The organism is Streptomyces sp. NPDC003032 (genome assembly GCF_053591415.1).
On the sequence record NZ_JBSFTT010000024.1, the window covers coordinates 20,519 to 41,740 of the forward strand.

16 protein-coding genes are annotated in these 21,222 nt (G+C 70.8%); 11 read left to right on the top strand and 5 right to left on the bottom strand.

The annotated features are described in order from the left end of the window. Together rnc and mutM are read left to right on the top strand one after the other, a co-directional pair. Positions 1-822 (top strand): ribonuclease III, encoded by an 822-nt coding sequence (rnc, locus tag ACWDZ7_RS28950; protein ID WP_451515773.1) that lies wholly within the window; start codon positions 1-3, stop codon positions 820-822. 64 nt (positions 823-886) lie between these two features. Next, positions 887-1,747: a bifunctional DNA-formamidopyrimidine glycosylase/DNA-(apurinic or apyrimidinic site) lyase gene (mutM, locus tag ACWDZ7_RS28955; RefSeq protein ID WP_451800995.1), complete on the top strand. Its 861-nt coding sequence runs from the start codon at positions 887-889 to the stop codon at positions 1,745-1,747. Here mutM and ACWDZ7_RS28960 read toward each other — a convergent pair. Together ACWDZ7_RS28960 and ACWDZ7_RS28965 are read right to left on the bottom strand one after the other, a co-directional pair. After that, positions 1,720-2,100, bottom strand: coding sequence for a winged helix-turn-helix transcriptional regulator (locus tag ACWDZ7_RS28960; RefSeq protein ID WP_451800997.1), 381 nt, complete (start codon positions 2,098-2,100; stop codon positions 1,720-1,722). The two genes, mutM and ACWDZ7_RS28960, sit on opposite strands and share 28 nt — an antisense overlap. Positions 2,101-2,158: 58 nt before the next feature. Next, the gene (locus ACWDZ7_RS28965) at positions 2,159-3,055 is read right to left on the bottom strand and encodes a CAP domain-containing protein (RefSeq protein WP_451800998.1); all 897 of its coding nucleotides are present in this window, start codon (positions 3,053-3,055) and stop codon (positions 2,159-2,161) included. Positions 3,056-3,219: 164 nt separating this feature from the next. On the opposite strand from ACWDZ7_RS28965, the gene ACWDZ7_RS28970 reads away from it, so the two are divergent. The 4 genes from ACWDZ7_RS28970 (at position 3,220) to ACWDZ7_RS28985 (ending at position 9,532) form a co-directional block, all read left to right on the top strand. Then, complete coding sequence (locus ACWDZ7_RS28970; RefSeq protein WP_451515777.1) at positions 3,220-3,501, top strand: acylphosphatase; 282 nt, start codon at positions 3,220-3,222, stop codon at positions 3,499-3,501. 402 nt (positions 3,502-3,903) lie between these two features. Further along, on the top strand, positions 3,904-4,107 hold the full coding sequence (locus tag ACWDZ7_RS28975; RefSeq protein ID WP_030787543.1) for a hypothetical protein: 204 nt from the start codon (positions 3,904-3,906) through the stop codon (positions 4,105-4,107). 215 nt (positions 4,108-4,322) lie between these two features. After that, on the top strand, positions 4,323-7,889 hold the full coding sequence (gene smc / locus ACWDZ7_RS28980) for a chromosome segregation protein SMC (RefSeq protein WP_451801000.1): 3,567 nt from the start codon (positions 4,323-4,325) through the stop codon (positions 7,887-7,889). A gap of 218 nt (positions 7,890-8,107) precedes the next feature. Continuing rightward, a complete protein-coding gene (locus ACWDZ7_RS28985; RefSeq protein WP_451801001.1) occupies positions 8,108-9,532 on the top strand; it encodes a sugar porter family MFS transporter in 1,425 nt (474 codons plus the stop codon). 52 nt (positions 9,533-9,584) lie between these two features. Here ACWDZ7_RS28985 and ACWDZ7_RS28990 read toward each other — a convergent pair whose 3' ends face one another. Together ACWDZ7_RS28990 and ACWDZ7_RS28995 are read right to left on the bottom strand one after the other, a co-directional pair. Next, on the bottom strand, positions 9,585-10,577 hold the full coding sequence (locus ACWDZ7_RS28990; protein ID WP_451801002.1) for an LLM class flavin-dependent oxidoreductase: 993 nt from the start codon (positions 10,575-10,577) through the stop codon (positions 9,585-9,587). A gap of 114 nt (positions 10,578-10,691) precedes the next feature. Continuing rightward, on the bottom strand, positions 10,692-12,149 hold the full coding sequence (locus ACWDZ7_RS28995) for a purine-cytosine permease family protein (RefSeq protein ID WP_451801004.1): 1,458 nt from the start codon (positions 12,147-12,149) through the stop codon (positions 10,692-10,694). A 197-nt stretch (positions 12,150-12,346) separates the two neighbouring features. Here ACWDZ7_RS28995 and ftsY point away from each other — a divergent pair, with 197 nt between their 5' ends. Then, positions 12,347-13,579, top strand: coding sequence for a signal recognition particle-docking protein FtsY (ftsY, locus tag ACWDZ7_RS29000; RefSeq protein ID WP_451801005.1), 1,233 nt, complete (start codon positions 12,347-12,349; stop codon positions 13,577-13,579). A 125-nt stretch (positions 13,580-13,704) separates the two neighbouring features. Here the strand turns inward: ftsY and ACWDZ7_RS29005 are convergent, their stop codons facing one another. Then, positions 13,705-14,367, bottom strand: coding sequence for a bifunctional DNA primase/polymerase (locus tag ACWDZ7_RS29005; protein ID WP_451801006.1), 663 nt, complete (start codon positions 14,365-14,367; stop codon positions 13,705-13,707). A gap of 433 nt (positions 14,368-14,800) precedes the next feature. Between ACWDZ7_RS29005 and nsdA the strand changes: the two genes are divergently transcribed. The 4 genes from nsdA (at position 14,801) to ACWDZ7_RS29025 (ending at position 20,916) form a co-directional block, all read left to right on the top strand. Further along, entirely contained in the window at positions 14,801-16,273 is a 1,473-nt protein-coding gene (nsdA, locus tag ACWDZ7_RS29010; RefSeq protein ID WP_451801008.1) for a transcriptional repressor NsdA, read from the top strand. 338 nt (positions 16,274-16,611) lie between these two features. Then, positions 16,612-17,973 carry an ammonium transporter gene (locus ACWDZ7_RS29015; RefSeq protein WP_451801010.1) on the top strand — a complete coding sequence of 454 codons (1,362 nt, stop codon included), beginning with the start codon at positions 16,612-16,614 and terminating at the stop codon, positions 17,971-17,973. After that, complete coding sequence (locus tag ACWDZ7_RS29020; RefSeq protein WP_451515786.1) at positions 17,970-18,308, top strand: P-II family nitrogen regulator; 339 nt, start codon at positions 17,970-17,972, stop codon at positions 18,306-18,308. Before ACWDZ7_RS29015 ends, ACWDZ7_RS29020 begins: the two co-directional genes overlap by 4 nt. Before the next feature lie 100 nt (positions 18,309-18,408). Then, a complete protein-coding gene (locus ACWDZ7_RS29025) occupies positions 18,409-20,916 on the top strand; it encodes a [protein-PII] uridylyltransferase (protein WP_451801011.1) in 2,508 nt (835 codons plus the stop codon). Positions 20,917-21,222: the final 306 nt, after the last annotated feature.

A 21,222-nucleotide genomic window follows, 5' to 3' on the forward strand; every position in this document is an offset into this window, starting at 1 on the left:
GTGAGAGGCACCGTGTCTAGCCCCAAGAAGGCGGAAGACGCCAAGAAATTGGCGGAGACAACGGCCTCGTCCCACACGCTTCTGGAAGGGCGGCTCGGGTACAAGCTCGAGTCCGCCCTTCTGGTGCGTGCGCTGACCCACCGTTCGTACGCGTACGAGAACGGCGGCCTGCCGACGAACGAGCGTCTGGAGTTCCTCGGTGACTCCGTCCTCGGCCTCGTCGTCACGGACACGCTGTATCGCACCCACCCCGACCTGCCCGAAGGCCAGCTGGCCAAGTTGCGGGCCGCGGTGGTCAATTCGCGTGCGCTGGCGGAGGTCAGCCGCGGCCTCGAACTCGGCTCCTTCATCCGGCTCGGCCGGGGCGAAGAGGGTACGGGTGGCCGGGACAAGGCATCCATCCTCGCCGACACCCTCGAAGCGGTGATCGGCGCGGTCTATCTGGACCAGGGTCTGGACGCGGCGGGTGAGCTGGTGCACCGGCTCTTCGACCCGCTGATCGAAAAGTCCTCGAACCTGGGCGCGGGCCTGGACTGGAAGACCAGTCTCCAGGAGCTCACCGCGACGGAGGGGCTCGGCGTGCCCGAGTACCTCGTCACGGAGAGCGGCCCCGACCACGAGAAGACCTTTACTGCTGCCGCCCGCGTCGGAGGCGTCTCGTACGGCACCGGCACCGGCCGCAGCAAGAAGGAAGCGGAGCAGCAAGCCGCTGAGTCCGCGTGGCGCGCGATCCGCGCCGCGGCGGACGAGCGGATCAAGGCGGCGGAAGCCGCTGTCGCTGCCGCGCAGTCCGGGGGGATCGCCGACACCCCCTCGGTCTGACGGCCGTCTGTCCTTTGATGCCGGTCGCCCCCACGGGGCGGCCGGCATCGTGCTGGAGGAAACCATGCCTGAGTTGCCCGAAGTCGAAGTCGTCCGCCGTGGCCTGGAGCGCTGGGTCAGCGGGCGGGTCGTCGCCGATGTGCGGGTGCTGCACCCGCGTGCCGTGCGGCGGCATCTCGCGGGCGGTGAGGACTTCGGGGCCCGTCTGAAGGGGCACCGGATCGGCCTCGCCCAGCGGCGCGGCAAGTACCTGTGGCTGCCGCTCGCCGACTCCGGGCAGTCGATCCTCGCCCACCTCGGCATGAGCGGCCAGCTCCTGGTCCAGCCGCACGACGCCGCGGACGAGAAGCATCTGCGGATCCGCGTCCGCTTCGACGACGTCCAGAGCACCGAGCTGCGCTTCGTCGACCAGCGGACCTTCGGCGGGCTCTCGCTGCACGACAACACCGCCGACGGGCTGCCGGACGTCATCGCGCACATCGCGCGCGACCCGCTCGACGCCGCGTTCGACGACGACGCCTTCCACCTCGCGCTGCGCCGCCGCCGTACGACGATCAAGCGGGCCCTGCTCGACCAGTCGCTGATCAGCGGCGTCGGCAACATCTACGCGGACGAGGCGCTGTGGCGGGCCCGGCTGCACTACGAGCGGCCCACCGCCACCTTCACACGCCCGCGCACGGCCGGACTCCTCGGCCACATACGGGACGTGATGAACGAGGCGCTCGCCGTCGGAGGCACCAGCTTCGACAGCCTCTACGTCAATGTGAACGGCGAGTCAGGCTACTTCGAGCGGTCGTTGGACGCCTACGGCCGCGAGAACCTGCCCTGCCGCCGCTGCGGCACCGCGATCCGCCGCCGACCCTGGATGAACCGGTCCAGCTACTTCTGCCCGGGCTGTCAGAGGGCGCCGCGCGTGGCGTCGTAGCGCTCCTGCGCCTTCAGTACGTCGCCCTGCCGGCCCTCCACGAAGCGGATCAGGGTCAGCAGCCGCTCGGCGATCTCCCGTCCCAGTTCGGTGAGCCGATAGTCCACGCGCGGCGGGTTGGTGGGCTGCGCGTCGCGGTGCACCAGGCCGTCGCGCTCCAGCGCGTGCAGGGTCTGGGAGAGCATCTTCTCGCTCACGCCGTCGACGCGGCGGCGCAGTTCGTTGAAGCGGAACGTGCCGTCGTGCAGCGCACCGAGGGTGAGCGCGCCCCAGCGTCCCGTGACGTGCTCCAGTGTGCTCCGCGAGGGGCACTGCCGGGAGAACACGTCGTACGCCAGGTCCGTGGAATCCATGCGGACACCGTACTCCCGCACAGCGCTGTCCAGAAGACAGCGCTGCGGGGAGGGCGGCTCAGAAGCCGAAGTCCTGGGTCCACCAGGGGCCGCCCGGCGCGAAGTGCGCGCCGACGCCCATGGTCTTGTAGTCGCAGTTGAGGATGTTGGCGCGGTGGCCGGTGCTGTTCATCCAGGCGTCCATCACCGACTGGGCGTCGGTCTGGCCGCGGGCGATGTTCTCGCCGCCCAGATCCGGGATGCCGGCCTTCTCGGCGCGGTCCCACGGCGTCGCGCCGTCCGGGTCGGTGTGGTCGAAGAAGCCGCGCTCGGCCATGTCCGAGCTGAACCGGCCGGCCAGCGCGGCGAGCCCGCTGTCGGCGGTCACCGGGCGGCAGCCCACCTTGGCCCGCTCCTCGTTGACCAGAGTGAGCACCGCGGCCTCGGCCGCGCTCTCGCCGGACGGCGACGGCGTGCTCGCCGGGGGAGCCTTGGGCTTCTGCTCGGGCGGACGAGGCGTACGAGAGGGAGTCGGCTTCGACGTCCTGTCGGTGTCCGGCTTCGGCACCCGGGACGACGGCTTCCGGGAGGGCGTCTTCGACGGCTTCGGGTCGGCCTTCGATGGCGTGGGCTCCGGGGCCTCGGTGCGGCCGGTGCCACGGCTCGGCGACGGCTCACCGCGGTCGGCGCCGCCGCCCGAGCCGCCCTGGGGGTCGACCTCGGCGGGAGCGCTCGCGGAGTGCGCCTTGCCGGGCTCGTCGGCGCGGTCGAGGCGGTAGCCGTCGCTGCCGGGCAGCACGCCCGAGGCGACCGCTACGGCGCCCATCGCGACGGCGGCGGAGACGCCGAGCAGACCCGTGCGCACCGGGGCGTAGGCCCGGCCGGAGCGGCCCCCGAGGCGGTGCGACACCGACCCCGGGTGGTTCTCAGGGGTGGCGGCGGCCCGCCCAGCGCCGGAGCGTCGGTGGCGTCCCATCTCCTGGCCTTTCGTTCTCCACGATCTTTATGATCGAATTCTGTGATCAACGTTTATGATCAACGTGACTCACCCATACGGGTGAGTTCATCGAGTCGCGACTGTACGCGATGGCCTATGGGGACGAAGTGCTCCCAGAGCAATTGGCCGGTTAGCGTGCACCCATGAATGAAGAAGTGCGACTCACCGCCTGGGTACGAGGGCGCGTACAGGCCGTGGGTTTCCGCTGGTTCACGCGGGCCAAGGCGCTGGAGATCGGCGGCCTGAGTGGTTTTGCTCTCAATCTGGAGGACGGCCGCGTACAAGTCGTCGCCGAAGGGCCCCGCGCCGGCTGCCAGGAACTGCTCGACTGGCTTCGCGAGGGCGACACACCCGGCCGGGTCGACGGAGTCACAGAGATCTGGGACACACCACGTGGCATATACGAGACCTTCGCCATCCGCTGACCGTGACCCGGGCGGACGTCACCGGACGGGTTCCGCGACGGCCCCGTCCGGGTGTCTCAGGCAACTGCCTGGGGCAGAAAAGACCTGGTGGTTGCCAAGAACGGCTTGTCGTGGCAGGCTCCCGGAGTAAGGATGATCTCCACGCCCCCAGGGCCCCGAAGGAGAAGCCGCGCCGCCCGTTCCAAGGCCGCGCGCCCCCGGGTCGCCCGCCGATACGGGGCGTGATCGTGTTGACCGTCAAACTTTTTGGTGAGACTCTGGAAGCCCCGCGCACCTTAGCTGTTTGGCATGTGAGAACGGCCAGCAAGACCAGCAGAACAATGAGTGCCAAGCACCGCGGGTGCGATTCCCTCACGACCCACACCGCTTCGGTCGGTCACTCAGTGTGGAGGACCATCCATCATGGCAAAGGCGCTTCTCGGTTACGTCGGCGGCAGCGACCCGCGACTCCTCGCCGAGATGCGACGGCTCCAGCAGCGCGTCCAGGATCTGGAATCCGAACTCGTTCGGATCCAGCAGGAGAACGACGCGCTCGCGGCTGCCGCTTCTCACGAATCGCTCATGGAGAGCATCGACGTACCCCAGGCGGAGCCTGCGCTCACCTGACCACCACTTGATGAAGTAAGCACCGGCGCCTTCCCGTAAAGGCACCTCGCAATAAGCACGTGGTCAGGCTGTCGTGTCAGCCGCTGTCTCCAGATCTGCAAGGGACGCTTCGGCGTCCCTTCTTTCTTGCCCCCACGTACGCTGCTTCCTTTACCGTCTGATGTGCCCTGCACCTTCATCGGTGAAACGGCAAGCGAAAGGTAGAGTCCGACGGCGTGCATCTCAAGGCCCTGACCCTGCGCGGATTCAAGTCCTTCGCGTCGGCCACGACGCTGAAGTTCGAACCGGGCATCACCTGCGTCGTCGGACCCAACGGCTCCGGCAAGTCCAACGTCGTGGACGCGCTCAGCTGGGTCATGGGCGAGCAGGGCGCCAAGTCGCTGCGCGGCGGCAAGATGGAGGACGTCATCTTCGCCGGCACCACCGGGCGTCCCCCGCTCGGCCGCGCCGAGGTCTCCCTCACCATCGACAACTCCGACGGCGCACTCCCCATCGAGTACGCCGAGGTCACCATCACGCGGATCATGTTCCGCAACGGCGGCAGCGAATACCAGATCAACGGCGACACCTGCCGCCTCCTCGACATCCAGGAACTGCTCTCCGACTCCGGCATCGGCCGCGAGATGCACGTCATCGTCGGACAGGGCCAGCTCGACGGCGTGCTGCACGCCGACCCGATGGGGCGCCGCGCCTTCATCGAGGAGGCCGCGGGCGTCCTCAAGCACCGCAAGCGCAAAGAGAAGGCGCTGCGCAAGCTCGACGCCATGCGGGCCAACCTCGCGCGCGTCCAGGACCTGACCGACGAGCTGCGGCGCCAGCTGAAGCCGCTCGGCCGACAGGCCGCCGTGGCGCGCCGGGCCGCCGTCATCCAGGCCGATCTGCGCGACGCCCGGCTGCGCCTGCTCGCCGCCGACCTCGTACACCTGCGCGAGGCGCTGAACGCGGAGGTCGCCGACGAGGCCGCCCTCAAGGAGCGCAAGGAGCACGCCGAGGCCGAGCTGAAGGCCGCCCAGCAGCGCGAGGCCCGGCTCGAAGAAGAGGTACGACGCCTCACGCCGCGCCTGCAGCGGGCCCAGCAGACCTGGTACGAGCTGTCACAGCTCGCCGAGCGGGTGCGCGGCACCGTCTCGCTGGCCGACGCCCGGGTCAAGAGCGCCACCGCCGCGCCCCCCGAGGAGCGGCGCGGGCGCGACCCCGAGGACATGGAGCGGGAGGCCGCGCGGATCCGGGAGCAGGAGGCCGAGCTGGCAGCCGCCCTGGAAGCGGCCGAGCACGCGCTGGACGACACGGTCGCCCACCGGGCCGAACTGGAACGGCAGCTGACGGTCGAGGAGCGGCGGCTCAAGGACGTGGCACGGGCCATCGCCGACCGGCGTGAAGGGCTCGCACGCCTCGGCGGCCAGGTCAACGCGGCCCGTTCGCGCGCGGCCTCAGCCCGGGCGGAGATCGACCGGCTCGCCCTCGCGCGCGATGAGGCCGCCGAGCGCGCGGTCGCCGCGCAGGAGGAGTACGAGCAGCTCAAGGCCGAGGTCGACGGGCTGGACGCGGACGACGCGGAGCTCGGTGAGCGGCACGACGCGGCCAAGCGGGACCTCGCCGATGCCGAGGCCGCGCTCACCGCGGCACGGGAGGAGGCGACCGCCGCCGAGCGCAAGCGGGCCGCGGTCGCCGCCCGGCACGAGGCGCTCGCCCTCGGCCTGCGGCGCAAGGACGGGACCGGCGCGCTGCTCGGCGCCAAGGACCAGCTCACCGGGCTGCTCGGCCCGGCCGCCGCGCTTCTCACCGTCGACCCCGGCTACGAGGTGCCCGTCGCGGCGGCGCTGGGCGCCGGGGCCGACGCCATCGCCGTGCACGGTCCGAGCACGGCCGCCGAGGCTATCCGCCTGCTCCGCAAGCAGGACGCGGGGCGTGCGGCGCTGCTGCTGGGCGGCGCGCCCGACGACGTACAGCCGGAGCGTCCCGGCGGGCCGCCGTACGTCGCCGATCTGGTGCGGGGCCCCGAGGAGCTGATGCCCGCCGTGCGGCGGCTGCTGCGCGGGATCGTCGCCGTCGGGACGCTGGAGGACGCCGAGGATCTGGTCTACGCCCATCCGGAGCTGACCGCCGTCACCGCGGAGGGCGACCTGCTCGGGGCGCACTTCGCGCAGGGCGGGTCCGCCGGGGCGCCCAGCCTTCTGGAGGTGCAGGCGTCCGTCGACGAGGCCGCGGCCGAGCTGGCCGAACTTGCCGTGAGCTGCGAGGAGTTGGCGCGGGAGCAGGGCCGGGCGGGGGAGCTGCGGAAGGAATGCGCGGCGCTCGTCGAGGAGTTGGGGGAGCGGCGCAGGGCCGCCGACCGGGAGAAGTCGTCCGTCGCCAAGGAGTTGGGACGCCTCGCCGGGCAGGCGCGGGGCGCCTCCGGCGAGGCCGAGCGGTCCGCCGCCGCGGCAGCCAGGGCACAGGACGCCCTTGACCGGGCGGTGGAGGAGGCCGAGGAGCTGGCCGAGCGGCTCGCCGTCGCGGAAGAGGCGGCCCCCTCCGGGGAAAGAGGGGAGGAGGAGCCCGACACCTCCGTGCGCGACCGCCTCGCCGCCGACGGGGCCAACGCGCGCCAGACCGAGATGGAGGCCAGGCTCCAGGCACGGACGCACGAGGAGCGGGTGAAGGCGCTCGCCGGGCGGGCCGACGCCCTGGACCGGGCCGCGCGCGCCGAACGAGAGGCACGCGCGCGTGCCGAGCGGCGCACGGCGCGGCTGCGCCACGAGGCCGCCGTCGCCGAGGCCGTCGCATCCGGTGGGCGGCAGCTGCTCGCCCACGTCGAGGTCTCCCTCGTACGCGCCGATGAGGAACGCGCCGCGGCCGAGCGGGCCAAGGAGGTACGGGAGGCGGAGCTTGCCGCCGAGCGTGGCCGGGGCCGCGATCTGAAGGCGGAACTCGACAAGCTGACGGATTCGGTCCACCGCGGTGAGGTACTCGGCGCCGAGAAGCGGCTGCGGATCGAGCAGCTGGAGGCCAAGGCACTGGAGGAGCTCGGTGTGGAACCGGCGGGACTCGTGGCCGACTACGGCCCCGATCAGCCCGTGCCGCCCTCGCCCCCCGCCGAGGGCGAGGAGCTGCCGGAAGACCCTGAGCACCCGCGGAACAGGCCGGTGCCGTTCGTCCGCGCCGAGCAGGAGAAGCGCCTCAAGTCAGCCGAACGGGCGTACCAGCAGCTCGGAAAAGTGAACCCGCTGGCGCTTGAGGAGTTCGCGGCGCTGGAGGAACGTCATAAGTTCCTCAGTGAGCAGCTGGAAGACCTGAAGAAGACGCGGACGGACCTCCTCCAAGTGGTGAAGGAGGTCGACGAACGCGTCGAGCAGGTCTTCACCGAGGCCTACCGGGACACGGCCCGGGAGTTCGAGGGGGTCTTCTCGCGGCTGTTCCCGGGCGGTGAGGGGCGGCTCATCCTGACCGATCCCGACAATATGCTCGCCACGGGCGTGGACGTCGAGGCCCGGCCGCCGGGCAAGAAGGTCAAGCGGCTCTCGCTCCTTTCGGGCGGTGAGCGGTCGCTGACGGCGGTGGCGCTGCTCGTTTCGATCTTCAAGGCGCGGCCCAGCCCGTTCTATGTGATGGATGAGGTGGAGGCGGCCCTTGACGACACCAACCTGCAGCGGCTCATCCGCATCATGCAGGAGCTGCAGGAGGCCTCGCAGCTCATCGTGATCACGCACCAGAAGCGCACGATGGAGGTCGCGGACGCGCTGTACGGCGTGGCCATGCAGGGTGACGGCGTCTCGAAGGTGATCAGCCAGCGGCTCCGGTAGCCGCCCTCGGCCCACCTTTCACGACTTCAAGACTTGAACATGAGCAGCTTCACGTTGCCTGAAAATTCACAGCAGACCAGGTATTGACTTCGAAACTTGAAGGCATAGTCTCTGCAACGTTGCTTTTACCTTCAGGTGGTGGGCGGCACGAAGTTGTGCGCCACTTGAAGAGCTCGCCCCCACCCCCGGCAGTGCAGCCGGTGGCCCGAGGAGTACACGTGACCAGCACATCGCAGGCGCCTCAGTCCGGAGCCAGAGAGGCCCACCCGGACCATCTCGGCCATGTCATCTTCATTACGGCGGCCGCCGCGATGGGTGGCTTCCTCTTCGGCTACGACAGTTCGGTGATCAACGGCGCGACCGTCGCCATCCAGCACCGCTTCGACGTCAACGCCAACGTGCTCGGCTGGATCATCGCCACCGCGCTGCTCGGCTGTGCCGTCGGTGCCGCCGTCGCCGGACGCATCGCCGACCGCATCGGCCGCATCCGCTGCATGCAGATCGCCGCCGTGCTCTTCGCGGCCAGCGCCGTCGGCTCGGCGCTGCCCTTCGCGGCCTGGGACCTGACGATGTGGCGCTTCATCGGCGGCGTCGGCATCGGCATGGCCTCGGTGATCGGCCCGGCGTACATCGCCGAGGTCGCGCCCCCCGCCTACCGCGGCCGGCTCGCCTCCTTCCAGCAGGCCGCCATCGTCATCGGCATCGCGGTCTCCCAGCTGGTCAACTGGGGCATCCTGAACATGGCCGACGGCGACCAGCGCGGCAAGCTGGCGGGCATGGAGGCCTGGCAGTGGATGCTCGGCGTCATGGTGATCCCGGCGCTCCTCTACGGCCTGCTGTCCTTCATCATCCCGGAGTCGCCGCGCTTCCTGGTCTCGGCCGGCCGGCACGCGGAGGCCAAGAAGGTGCTCGGTGAGGTCGAGGGCCACGCCATCGACCTGGACGCGCGCGTCGACGAGATCGAGCGGGGCCTGCGCAGGGAGCACAAGCCGTCCTTCAAGGACCTGCTCGGCAAGGTCGGCTTCCTGCCGATCGTCTGGATCGGCATCGGGCTCTCGGTCTTCCAGCAGCTCGTCGGCATCAACGTGATCTTCTACTACTCGAACCAGCTGTGGCAGTCGATCGGCAAGGACCCGTCCAGCTCGTTCCTGTACTCGTTCGAGACCTCGATCGTGAACATCATCGGCACGGTCATCGCGATGATCTTCGTCGACCGCATCGGCCGCAAGCCGCTGGCCATCATCGGTTCCACGGGCATGGCCGCGGCGCTGTTCACCATGGCGTGGGCGTTCTCGTACCGGACCGGCTCCGGTGACAGCGTGTCCCTGCCGAACACACAGGGCCTGGTCGCGATCATCGCCGCCAACGCCTTCGTGCTCTTCTTCGCCCTGTCCTGGGGTGTGGTCGTCTGGGTGCTGCTCGGCGAGATCTTCCCCAACCGGCTGCGCGCCGCCGCGCTCGGTGTGGCCGCCTCGGCCCAGTGGCTCGCCAACTTCGCGATCACCAAGACCTTCCCGAGCATGTCCGAGTGGTCCCTGTCCGGCTCGTACATCATCTACGGCGCCTTCGCCGCGATCTCGATCCCCTTCGTCATGAAGTTCGTCAAGGAGACGAAGGGCAAGGCCCTGGAGGAGATGGGCTAAACCCCGCTGCCCCCTCCTCTTGAGGAAGCTGCCCCGGCTGAAGGACTCGTGCTCACTTGTCCTTGAGCCGGGGCAGTACGTTTTCGCAGAAGTGGTGCAGGCTGCGCCAGCCCTCGTCCACGGGCATCCCGCCGGCGAGCGGATGCAGGATCAGGCTGCCGGTGTCGCCCTTCGCGTACGCCACGCACTCCTCCGGCGTCACGACGCGGTAGATGCCCTCCGCGCGCAGCTCGCCGACCGTGGTGGCCGTCGACTTCACCGCCGAACGGATGGCGCCGTTCGACCGCGCCTGCCAGGAGGCGTACGTCCGCGCCTCGTGCAGGAAGTGCTCGCCGTGCTCGGCCCAGGTGCGGTCGGGGTCGTCGGCGATGTGCAGCAGCGGGGTCTCGGCGGCGGGCATCATCGTCCAGCCCTCGGTGCCGTGCGCCGCGAGCTGTTCGTTGTAGTACGCCTCCAGGTCGGGCAGGTGCGCGCTGGGGAAGAACGGCAGGCCGAACCGGGCCGCGCGCCGGGCCGCCGCCTTCGAGGAGCCGCCGACCAGCAGCATCGGGTGCGGCTGGGTGAAGGGGCGCGGGGTCACGCGCACCGTGCGGTCGCGGAAGGTGAAGGGCTCACCCGTCCAGGCCTTGAGCAGCGTCTCCACCAGCTCGTCCTGGAGCTCGCCGCGGCGCTTGAAGTCGACGCCCGCCCGTTCGTACTCCTCCGGCCGGTAGCCGATCCCCGCCACGGTGACCAGGCGGCCGCCGCTCAGCAGATCGAGTACGGCGATGTCCTCGGCGAGCCGCAGCGGATCGTGCAGCGGGCCGATGACCGCGGACACCGTCACCGCGATCCGCCGCGTCGCGCCGAAGACCGCGCCGGCGAAGACCAGGGGAGAGGGCAGCCAGTTGTTCCCGGCGCCGTGGTGCTCCTCGGTCTGGATGGTGGAGATGCCGCGGTCGTCCGCGTACGCGGACATCTCCAGGGCGGCCTTGTAGCGCTCGCTCAGCGAGGCCGGCCTGGCCGCGGGATCGACGAGGTTGAACCGTACAACTGTGGTGGGCATGGAAACGTCCCCCTTCACCGTGCGTGGGCGGCGAAGGGGGACGTTAGTTGACGTGATGTCAGATGGGTAGCCTCGTACGGAAGTTGGGGAAGTCCGTACGGAAGTTGGCGAGGATCAGGCGGAGACCAGCTCGGTGTCGCCCTCGCTCTTGCCGCCGGGGGCAGCGTCCTTCTCGACGAGCGGCGTCTTGGGCAGGACCGCGTACAGCACCGCCGCGACGACGATCGTGGCGAGCCAGCCCAGGCCGTGGCGGCCGATCCAGGATGTGGCGAGCGGGCCGCTGAACCAGTCGACCTTCGTGAAGAGCAGACCCGAGATCAGGGCGAGGGCCCACGCGGTCATGGCCTGCCAGGCGAAGCCCGCCTTGTACCAGTAGGCGCTGGTGCGCTTGGTGTCCATCAGGGCCTCGCCGTCGTACGTCGTACGGCGCAGCATGTCGACGCCGAAGACGCCGATCCAGGCGGAGAAGGCGACCGCGAGCAGCGTGAGGAAGGAGATGAAGGAACCCATGAAGCTCGTCGCCACGTTCATCAGGATGTAGCCGAAGATCAGGCTGATGACGGCGTTCACGCTGACCGCCCACGCGCGCGGGACCTTGATGCCGAGGGTCATGGCGGTGAAGCCGGCGGAGTACATCGACATCGAGTTGATCAGCAGCATGCCGACCAGGGCCATGATCAGGTACGGCACAGCGATCCACGTCGGGAGCAGCGAGCCGAGGAAGGACACCGGGTCCTGCGCCGAGGAGAGCTTCGGCGCGGAGACCGCCATGACGGCGCCCATCAGGACCATCGGGACGACGACGATGCCGGCGCCCCCGATGGCGTGGCCGATCAGCGGCTTGTTCGAGGCGGTGCGCGGGAGGTAGCGGGTGAAGTCGGGGCCCGTGGGCACCCAGCTGATGCCGCCCGCGGCGATCGTGCCGACGCCCGCGATCATCATCGCGGTGGAGCCCGCGGGCTTGTCGAAGACGGCGGACCAGTCGGTCTCGGCGAGGAGGTAGACCAGCACGAGCACGCTGAACGCGCCGAAGGCGTACGTCGACCACGTGCTGCAGATGTGCAGGATCTTCCGGCCGAGGCCGCTGATCAGGAACGTACAGGTGACGAAGGCGACCAGGGTGACGACGGTCAGCCAGGTGCTCGACTCGACGTCGAAGCAGATGTTCAGGACCGTGATGATCGCGTACGCGCCGGTGACGGCGTTGATCGTCTCCCAGCCCCAGCGGGCCACCCAGATCAGCGCGCCCGGGAAGAGGTTGCCGCGCTGGCCGAAGACCGCGCGCGAGAGCGTCATGCCGGGCGAACCGCCGCGCTTGCCCGCGATGGAGATGAGGCCGACGAGGCCGTAGCTCAGCAGGGGCGAGACGAGCGCGACGACCAGGACCTGCCAGAAGTTCAGGCCGTTGGAGACGATCAGGCCCGCGCCCATGGTGAGCAGCAGAACGCTGATGTTCGCCGCTACCCAGGTGGGAAACAGTTCGCGGGTCCGGCCCGTGCGCTCGGCGTCGGGGACGGGCTCAAGGCCGCGCGTCTCCAGGGCGCCTTCGGATTCGGCGGTGGTGCTGCTCATGGGGGTGGGTCCGTGCCTCTCGCTCGGCTCGCAACGTCGCGATCCGTCGGTGGGGGTGATTGCGATGGACTCTACGCGCGTTGATGCGGGACCTCTATCGTACTTTAATCTGAGTAGTACCTTCCCGTGGCATATGTTCTTTGGAGGAAGACACAAACTGGGCCTCCGGGAGGGCCATGGCGGATACTGGGTGAGTTATGGAAATCGTCATCCTTGCTGTAGTCATCGCCGTGGTCGTGATCGGCGCGCTCGGCGGGCTCGTGATCGGCAGCCGCAAGAAGAAGCAGCTGCCCCCGCAGGCCCCGTCCAGTACGCCCACCATCACCGCCCCTCCCGCCGAACCGCACGTCGGCGACGAGGCCGAGACGCCGCGCGACGAACCGCGCCGCACGATCGAGGAGGTGGAACTCCCGCTCGTCGAGCCGTCGGCCACGGCCCCGGTCGTCGTCGAGGAGCCGGTCGCCGAACCGGCCGCCCCGGAGATCGAGACCCCCGAGCCCACCGCCGGCCGCCTGGTCCGGCTGCGGGCCCGGCTCTCCCGCTCGCAGAACGCGCTCGGCAAGGGACTGCTCACGCTGCTGTCCCGCGAGCACCTCGACGAGGACACCTGGGAGGAGATCGAGGACACGCTCCTCACCGCGGACGTCGGCGTCGCACCCACCCAGGAGCTCGTGGAGCGGCTGCGCGAGCGTGTCCGCGTCCTCGGCACCCGCACTCCGGACGAGCTGCGCACGCTGCTGCGCGAGGAGCTCATCGCGCTCCTCGGCACGGGCTCCGGCACGGACTTCGACCGTACGGTGAAGACCGAGTCGGGCCTGGAGACGCCGGGCATCGTGATGGTCGTCGGTGTCAACGGCACCGGCAAGACCACCACCACCGGCAAGCTCGCCCGCGTCCTCGTCGCCGACGGCCGCTCGGTCGTCCTCGGCGCCGCCGACACCTTCCGCGCGGCCGCCGCCGACCAGCTGCAGACCTGGGGTGAGCGCGTCGGCGCCCGCACGGTCCGCGGCCCCGAGGGCGGCGACCCGGCGTCGATCGCCTTCGACGCCGTCAAGGAAGGCATCGCGGAGGGCGCGGACGTCGTGCTCATCGACACCGCGGGCCGGCTGCACACCAAGACGGGCCTGATGGACGAGCTGGGAAAGGTCAAGCGCGTCGTCGAGAAGCACGCCCCGCTCGACGAGGTGCTGCTCGTCCTGGACGCCACGACCGGGCAGAACGGCCTGGTGCAGGCGCGGGTCTTCGCCGAGGTCGTCGACATCACGGGCATCGTCCTCACCAAGCTCGACGGCACCGCCAAGGGCGGCATCGTCGTCGCCGTCCAGCGCGAACTGGGCGTGCCGGTCAAGCTCGTGGGCCTCGGCGAGGGCGCGGACGACCTGGCGCCGTTCGAGCCGGAGGCGTTCGTGGACGCGCTCATCGGCGACTGAGGGTTCGCACTCTCGTACGTACGTAGAACTCTCGTACGTACGCGGAACTCTCGGACGCGCGTGAAGAAGGGCCCCCTCGCACGGTGCAGGTGCGAGGGGGCCCTTTCGTCCGTCCGTCCGCCGCCCTACGCCCGCGAGCGATGAGCCACGTACGCCAAGGTCCCAAGGAGCAGCCGCGCCTGCGGTGGCTCCGTCGCCGAGTCGAGCGCGGGGGAGCGGAGCCAGCGGACCGGGCCGCGGCCGCCGCGGTCGGACGGGGGCGCCGTGATGTGATCGCCCGGGCCCAGACCGTGCAGGTCGAGGGCCGCGTCGTCCCAGCCCATGCGGTAGAGCAGCCGGGGAAGCTCGGCGGCCGAGCCCGGGGCGACGAAGAACTGCGCCCGGCCGTCGGGCGTGACCGTCACCGGCCCCAGGGGAAGGCCCATCCGCTCCAGCCGGACCAGGGCGCGCCGCCCCGCGGTCTCCGCCACCTCGATCACGTCGAAGGCCCGCCCCACCGGCAGCAGCACGGCCGCTCCGGGGAACTCGGCCCAGGCCGCCGCCACTTCATGAAGCGTGGCTCCGGCGGGGATCTCCGGGGCGAACCCCAAGGGGTGCGCGCCGGGTGCGGCGCAGTCGGCGACGCCGCACGAGCAGGCGCCGTCCAGGGCGCGGGCGCCCGGTACCGTGTCCCAGCCCCACAGGCCGGTGTACTCGGCCACCGCCGTGCAGTCCGACGGGCGGCCGCGCCGCCTGGATCCGGTCCGGAGCTTTTCGGTCCCCCGGGTGCCGCCGATCGTGAAGCCCATGCCCCCTCCAACGGGTCGAGCGTGCCGCGGTTACGTGAAGGAATCGGAACGTGACCCTCTGTTCTTGAGACGGCGCTTGGTGGTCTCGCGGGTGGTGCGTCCGGCGATACGCGCCCCGGCGCACCCCGTTCCGCCACTTTCCGTCGTCCCGTGTCAAGTCAATCGCGTGTAGCGGGGCGGGAGTTCATACGAAGGGGTGGCGAATGGTGGCGTTTCCGGGATCGCCCTCGCGGGAGGGGTGATCGTGGGATTACGTTCAGTACACGGCCCTTGGATTTCGAGCACTCGTGGGTATGCCGGAGGCAAGTCGGTTTCCTGTTCGACGGGTGACATTCTCCGGACGGACGGCCGCAACAGGCGGCATTCTGTTAGGGCTTGTGGGAACGCGCGGCGTGGTCGGCGCGCACGTGTCTTGAAGGATGGGGGCGTTCCAGTGGGCGGCAGTGGCGGAAGCGGTACGAACGCTGAGAAGCGCCCCAACGAGATGCTCACATCCTGGTTCGTGCGCAGCGGCTGGTCCAAGGGCGAGCTGGCGCGCCAAGTGAACCGCAGAGCGCGGCAGCTGGGCGCCCACCACATCTCCACGGACACCTCACGAGTGCGCCGCTGGCTGGACGGTGAGAACCCCCGCGAGCCGATTCCGCGCATTCTCTCCGAGCTGTTCTCCGAGCGCTTCGGCTGTGTCGTCGCCGTCGAGGACCTGGGCCTGCGCGCCGCCCACCGCACACCCGCATCCTCCGGGGTCGACCTGCCCTGGACCGGCCCGCAGACCGTCGCGCTGATCAGCGAGTTCTCGCGCAGCGACCTGATGCTGGCCCGCCGCGGCTTCCTCGGCACCTCCCTCGCGCTCTCCGCAGGTCCCGCCCTCATCGAGCCCATGCAGCGCTGGCTGGTGCCCTCGCCGGCGACGCCGCGCGAGGAGCCGGAGCCGGCCGCGATGCGCCGCCCGGCGCGTCTGTCCAAGCCGGAGCTGGACCTGCTCGAGTCCACGACGGTGATGTTCCGCCAGTGGGACGCCCAGTGCGGGGGAGGGCTCCGGCGCAAGGCCGTCGTCGGTCAGCTGCACGAGGTGACGGACCTGCTGCAGGAGCCCCAGCCCGAAGCCACCGCCAAGCGCCTCTTCAAGGTCGCGGGCGAGCTGGCCGAACTCGCGGGGTGGATGAGCTACGACGTGGGTCTGCAGCCCACCGCCCAGAAGTACTTCGTCCTCGCCCTGCACGCCGCGAAGGAAGCGGGCGAGAAGCCCCTCGGGTCGTACATCCTCTCCAGCATGAGCCGCCAGATGATCCACCTCGGCAGGCCGGACGACGCCCTCGAACTCATCCACCTCGCGCAGTACGGCAGCCGTGACTGCGCCGGCCCCCGCACCCAGGCGATGCTGTATGCGATGGAGGCCCGCGCGTACGCCACCATGGGCCAGCCCGGCAAGTGCAAGCGGGCCGTCCGGATGGCCGAGGACACCTTCGCCGACGCCGAGGAGTGCGACGAACCCGATCCGGACTGGATCCGCTTCTTCTCCGAGGCCGAGCTGAACGGCGAGAACGCCCACTCGTACCGCGACCTGGCCTACGTGGCAGGCCGCAGCCCCGCCTACGCCTCGCTCGCCGAGCCGGTCATGGAGCGCGCCGTGCGGCTCTTCGGGGAGGACGCCGAGCACCGGCGTTCGTACGCCCTGAACCTCATCGGCAAGGCCACCGTCCACCTGCTCCAGCGCGAGCCCGAGCAGAGTACGGTCCTTGCCGGGCAGGCCCTCGACATCGCCAAGAAGGTCCGCTCCGAGCGAGTCAACACCCGCCTGCGCAAGACCGTCGACACCGCCGTACGGGACTTCGGGGACGTCGCCGAGGTCATACAGATCACCGAGCGGCTCGCCATCGAGATGCCGGAGACCGCGGAGGCGGTCTGAGACCCGGCACGACCGGCTCCGGCCGCGGCGTCCATCCCGAACAACCCGACTCGGCTCCCCCCACGCCAAGTCATCCGGATGGCCGCCGCGGCCGGTTCGTGTGCCGTGCGCAGGGTAGGAAATCCCGCCCCGCGTGACCCGGCAGTTCATGGACGCGTAACACGTACGACCTCTTCGTCATTGCGGCGAAACACCGAGGGGCGCCCACCGAAACCGCGCTGCGCCAATCTCTTGGCGCATAACCGGCCCACAGCCCCGACCTCCCCAGGAGCACGGGCCCCCTCGGTACCGCACAGGCTTCGCCCGCACGGGCCGCATACGACGACGAGGAGACGCCGATGCCCCCAGGCATCACGATCGCCGCAGACGCCCCCGAGCTGTCTGCCGCAAACACCGGGTTCATGCTCATCTGTTCCGCCCTGGTGATGCTCATGACGCCGGGACTGGCCTTCTTCTACGGAGGCATGGTCCGCGTCAAGAGCACCTTGAACATGCTGATGATGAGCTTCATCAGCCTGGGGATCGTCACCATCCTCTGGGTGCTGTACGGCTTCTCCGTCGCGTTCGGCACCGACCACGGCAGTCTCTTCGGATGGGACAGCGACTACGTCGGACTCAGCGGCCTCGGCATCAACCAGCTCTGGGACGGCTACACCATCCCGGTCTACGTCTTCGCCGTCTTCCAGCTGATGTTCGCCGTTATCACGCCCGCCCTGATCAGCGGCGCCCTCGCGGACCGCGTCAAGTTCACGGCCTGGGCGCTCTTCGTCGCCCTGTGGGCCACGATCGTGTACTTCCCCGTCGCGCACTGGGTGTGGGGCACCGGCGGCTGGGCCTTCGAGCTCGGCGTCATCGACTTCGCGGGCGGCACGGCCGTCCACATCAACGCCGGTGCCGCGGCGCTCGGCGTCATCCTCGTCATCGGCAAGCGCGTCGGCTTCAAGAAGGACCCGATGCGGCCCCACTCGCTGCCGCTCGTGATGCTCGGCGCGGCCCTGCTGTGGTTCGGCTGGTTCGGCTTCAACGCCGGGTCGTGGCTCGGCAACGACGACGGCGTCGGCGCGCTCATGTTCGTCAACACGCAGGTCGCCACCGCCGCCGCCATGCTCGCCTGGCTCGCCTACGAGAAGATCCGCCACGGCGCGTTCACCACGCTGGGTGCCGCGTCGGGCGCCGTCGCCGGCCTCGTCGCCATCACCCCGTCCGGCGGCTCCTGCTCGCCGCTCGGTGCCATCGCCATCGGCGCGATCGCCGGTCTGCTGTGTGCCATGGCCGTCGGCCTCAAGTTCCGGTTCGGTTTCGACGACTCCCTCGACGTCGTCGGTGTCCACCTGGTCGGCGGTGTGGTCGGCTCGGTCCTCGTCGGCTTCTTCGCCACCGGTGGCGGGCAGTCGAAGGCCCAGGGGCTCTTCTACGGGGGCGGCCTTGAGCAGCTGTGGAAGCAGCTGGCCGGTGTCGGCGCCGTCCTCGCGTACTCCCTGATCGCCTCAGCGGTCCTCGCCCTGCTCATCGACAAGACGATCGGGATGCGCGTCAGCGAGGATGACGAGGTCGCGGGCATCGACCAGGTCGAACACGCCGAGACCGCCTACGACTTCAGCGGCGCGGGCGGCGGCACCGTCCCGCGCACCCCTCTCCCGGGGCCGGTCCAGGGCACGGCGGCAGCTCAGGCTCAGAAGAACAAGAAGGTGGACGCATGAAGCTCATCACCGCGGTGGTCAAGCCGCACCGGCTCGACGAGATCAAGGAGGCGCTGCAGGCCTTCGGCGTGCAGGGCCTGACCGTCACCGAGGCCAGCGGATACGGACGCCAGCGCGGACACACCGAGGTCTACCGGGGCGCCGAGTACACGGTGGACCTCGTACCGAAGATCCGCATCGAGGTCCTCGTGGAGGACGACGACGCCGACCAGGTCCTCGATGTCGTGGTCAAGGCCGCCCGGACCGGCAAGATCGGCGACGGCAAGGTCTGGAGCGTCCCGGTCGACACGGCCATCCGGGTGCGCACCGGCGAGCGAGGCCCTGACGCGCTGTGAACCGGTGCCGACCAGGCCGTGACGGGACGGAACTGAGCGGGACTGACCGGGACTGAGCTGAACTGAGCGGAACTGAGCGGGACGGAACAGGAGCTGCTGGGTGGCGAGTGTGGACGTACGAACCGAATCGGAAGCGGAAGACTCCGGACCCAGCGGCTACGCGGCGGCCCGGCTGCGGCTCCTCCAAGAGGAGTCGCGGTCCGGGCCGCCGCGCCGTTCCGCCCTCTCGGAGCTGACGGACCACTGGCTGGCCGGGCTCTTCCAGGCGGGCTCCGGCTCCCAGAGTGTGCCGCGGGGCGTCGCGCTCGTCGCGGTGGGCGGATACGGGCGCGGCGAGCTGTCGCCGCGCAGCGATCTCGACCTGCTCCTGCTGCACGACGGGAACACGGACGCCGCGCAGGTGGCCGCCCTCGCCGACCGTCTCTGGTACCCCGTCTGGGACCTCGGGCTCGCCCTCGACCACTCCGTGCGTACGCCGTCCCAGGCGCGCAAGACCGCCGGGGAGGACCTCAAGGTGCACCTCGGTCTCCTTGACGCACGGCACGTCGCCGGGGACCTGGGGCTGACCGCGGGGCTGCGTACCGCCGTCCTCGCCGACTGGCGCAACCTCGCCCCGAAGCGGCTGCCCGAGCTGCGCGAGCTGTGCGAGGAGCGGGCCGCCCGCCAGGGCGAGTTGAGCCACCTCCTCGAACCCGATCTGAAGGAGGCCAGGGGCGGACTGCGCGACGCCACGGCGCTGCGGGCCGTCGCCGCCTCCTGGCTCGCGGACGCTCCGCGCGAGGGCCTCGCCGACGCCCGGCGCCGGCTGCTCGACGTGCGCGACGCGCTGCACCTCGCCACGGGGCGGGCCACAGACCGGCTCGCCCTTCAGGAGCAGGACCAGGTCGCGGCCGCGCTGGGCCTGCTGGACGCCGACACCTTGCTGCGCGAGGTGTACGAATCCGCTCGCGTCGTCTCCTACGCCAGCGACGTCACCTGGCGCGAGGTCGGACGGGTGCTGCGGGCCCGGTCCGTGCGGCCGCGGCTGCGGGCCATGCTGGGCGGCGGCCGGGGGGCCGTGGCCGAGCGGTCGCCGCTGGCGGAGGGGGTCGTGGAGCAGGACGGGGAGGTCGTGCTCGCCCGCGCCGCCCGGCCCGAACGGGACCCCGTCCTGCCGCTGCGGGCCGCCGCGGCCGCCGCGCAGGCGGGGCTGCCGCTCTCCCTGCACGCCGTGCGGCGACTGGCCGCCTCCGTGCGGCCCCTGCCCACTCCGTGGCCCGCCGAGGCGCGCGAGCAACTGGTGACGCTGCTCGGCGCGGGGCGGCCGACCGTCGAGGTGTGGGAGGCGCTGGAGGCGGAAGGCCTCATTACGCGGTTGCTGCCCGACTGGGAGCGGGTGCGGTGCCGGCCGCAGCGCAACGCCGTCCACACGTGGACGGTCGACCGGCACCTGGTGGAGACGGCGGTACGGGCCGCCGAACTGACGCGGCGGGTGGGGCGGCCCGATCTGCTCCTGTTGGCCGCGCTGCTCCACGACATCGGCAAGGGCTGGCCCGGGGACCACTCCGTGGCCGGGGAGATCATCGCGCGTGACGTCGCGGCGAGGGTGGGCTTCGACGCGGGGGACGTGGCCGTCGTCGCCTGTCTCGTACGCCATCACCTACTGCTGGTCGAGACCGCCACACGGCGTGACCTCGACGACCCGGCGACGGTACGGGGGGTCGCCGAGGCCGTCGGTTCCGTCGGGACGCTGGAGCTGCTGCACGCCCTGACCGAGGCCGACGCGCTGGCCACCGGGCCCGCGGCCTGGTCGGCGTGGCGGGGCGCGCTGGTCACCGATCTGGTGAAGCGGGTGGCGGCGGTGCTCTCCGGGGACGCGCCGGGCGAGGCCTCTTCGGAGGGGGCGGCGCCGACGGCCGAGCAGGAGCGGCTGGCGGTTGAGGCGTTCCGTACGGGGGGGCCGGTGCTTGCCCTGCGGGCGCGGGCGGAGGAGTCTCCCGTAGAGCCGGGGCTGGCGCTGGAGCCGGCGCCGGAGCCGCTCGGCGTCGAACTGCTTATCGCCGTGCCGGAGCAGGCCGGGGTGCTGTCCGCCGTGGCCGGGGTCCTGGCCGTGCACCGGCTCACGGTGCGGACGGCGGAGCTGCGGGAGATCGCGCTGCCGTCCGGGATCGAGGGCGCGGCGGGCTCGGTGCTGCTGCTCGACTGGCGGGTCGCGTCGGAGTACGGCTCCTTGCCGCAGGCAGCGCGGCTGCGGGCCGATCTGGTGCGGGCGCTCGACGGGTCGCTGGACATCGCGGGGCGGCTGCGGGAACGGGACGCCGCGTATCCCCGACGGCGGGGAACCGTGGCGCCGCCGCCGCGGGTGACGGTGGCTCCGTCGGGATCACGCCTCGCGACGGTCATCGAGGTCCGCGCCCAGGACGCGCCGGGGCTGCTGCATCGGATCGGGCGGGCGTTGGAGGCGGCGGGGGTGGTGGTGCGCAGCGCGCACGCCTCGACGCTGGGGGCGAACGCGGTGGACGCCTTTTATGTGACGGGGCTGGATGGGGGGCCGCTGTCGGGGGAGGGGGCGGTGGAGGTGGCTCGGGGGGTGGAGGCGGCTCTGAGGGAGCTGGCGGGGGCGCCTTGAGCGGGGTCTGCGCCTTGGGTTCGTCTGTGGGGCGGGGCCGCGGGGGTATGTGCGTGCTCGCCATCTTGGTGTGGGCGTTGATTTGCTGCTGGGTTAGTTCTTCCACTGTGCTCCGCTCGCACATACCCCCACGTCCCCTCGCGCGCGCTCGCGGCCGCGGGCCGTCACGGCTTCCCAGCTCTTACGACCACTCCTGCCGCACGGGGAACTCTCTGCCCGCCGTATGTTCCCGCGCCAGCCTTTGCAGCGCGGGAGATCCCTACCCACCCACCCTCTGTTTCCCCACCCACCCCTACAGCGCGGGAG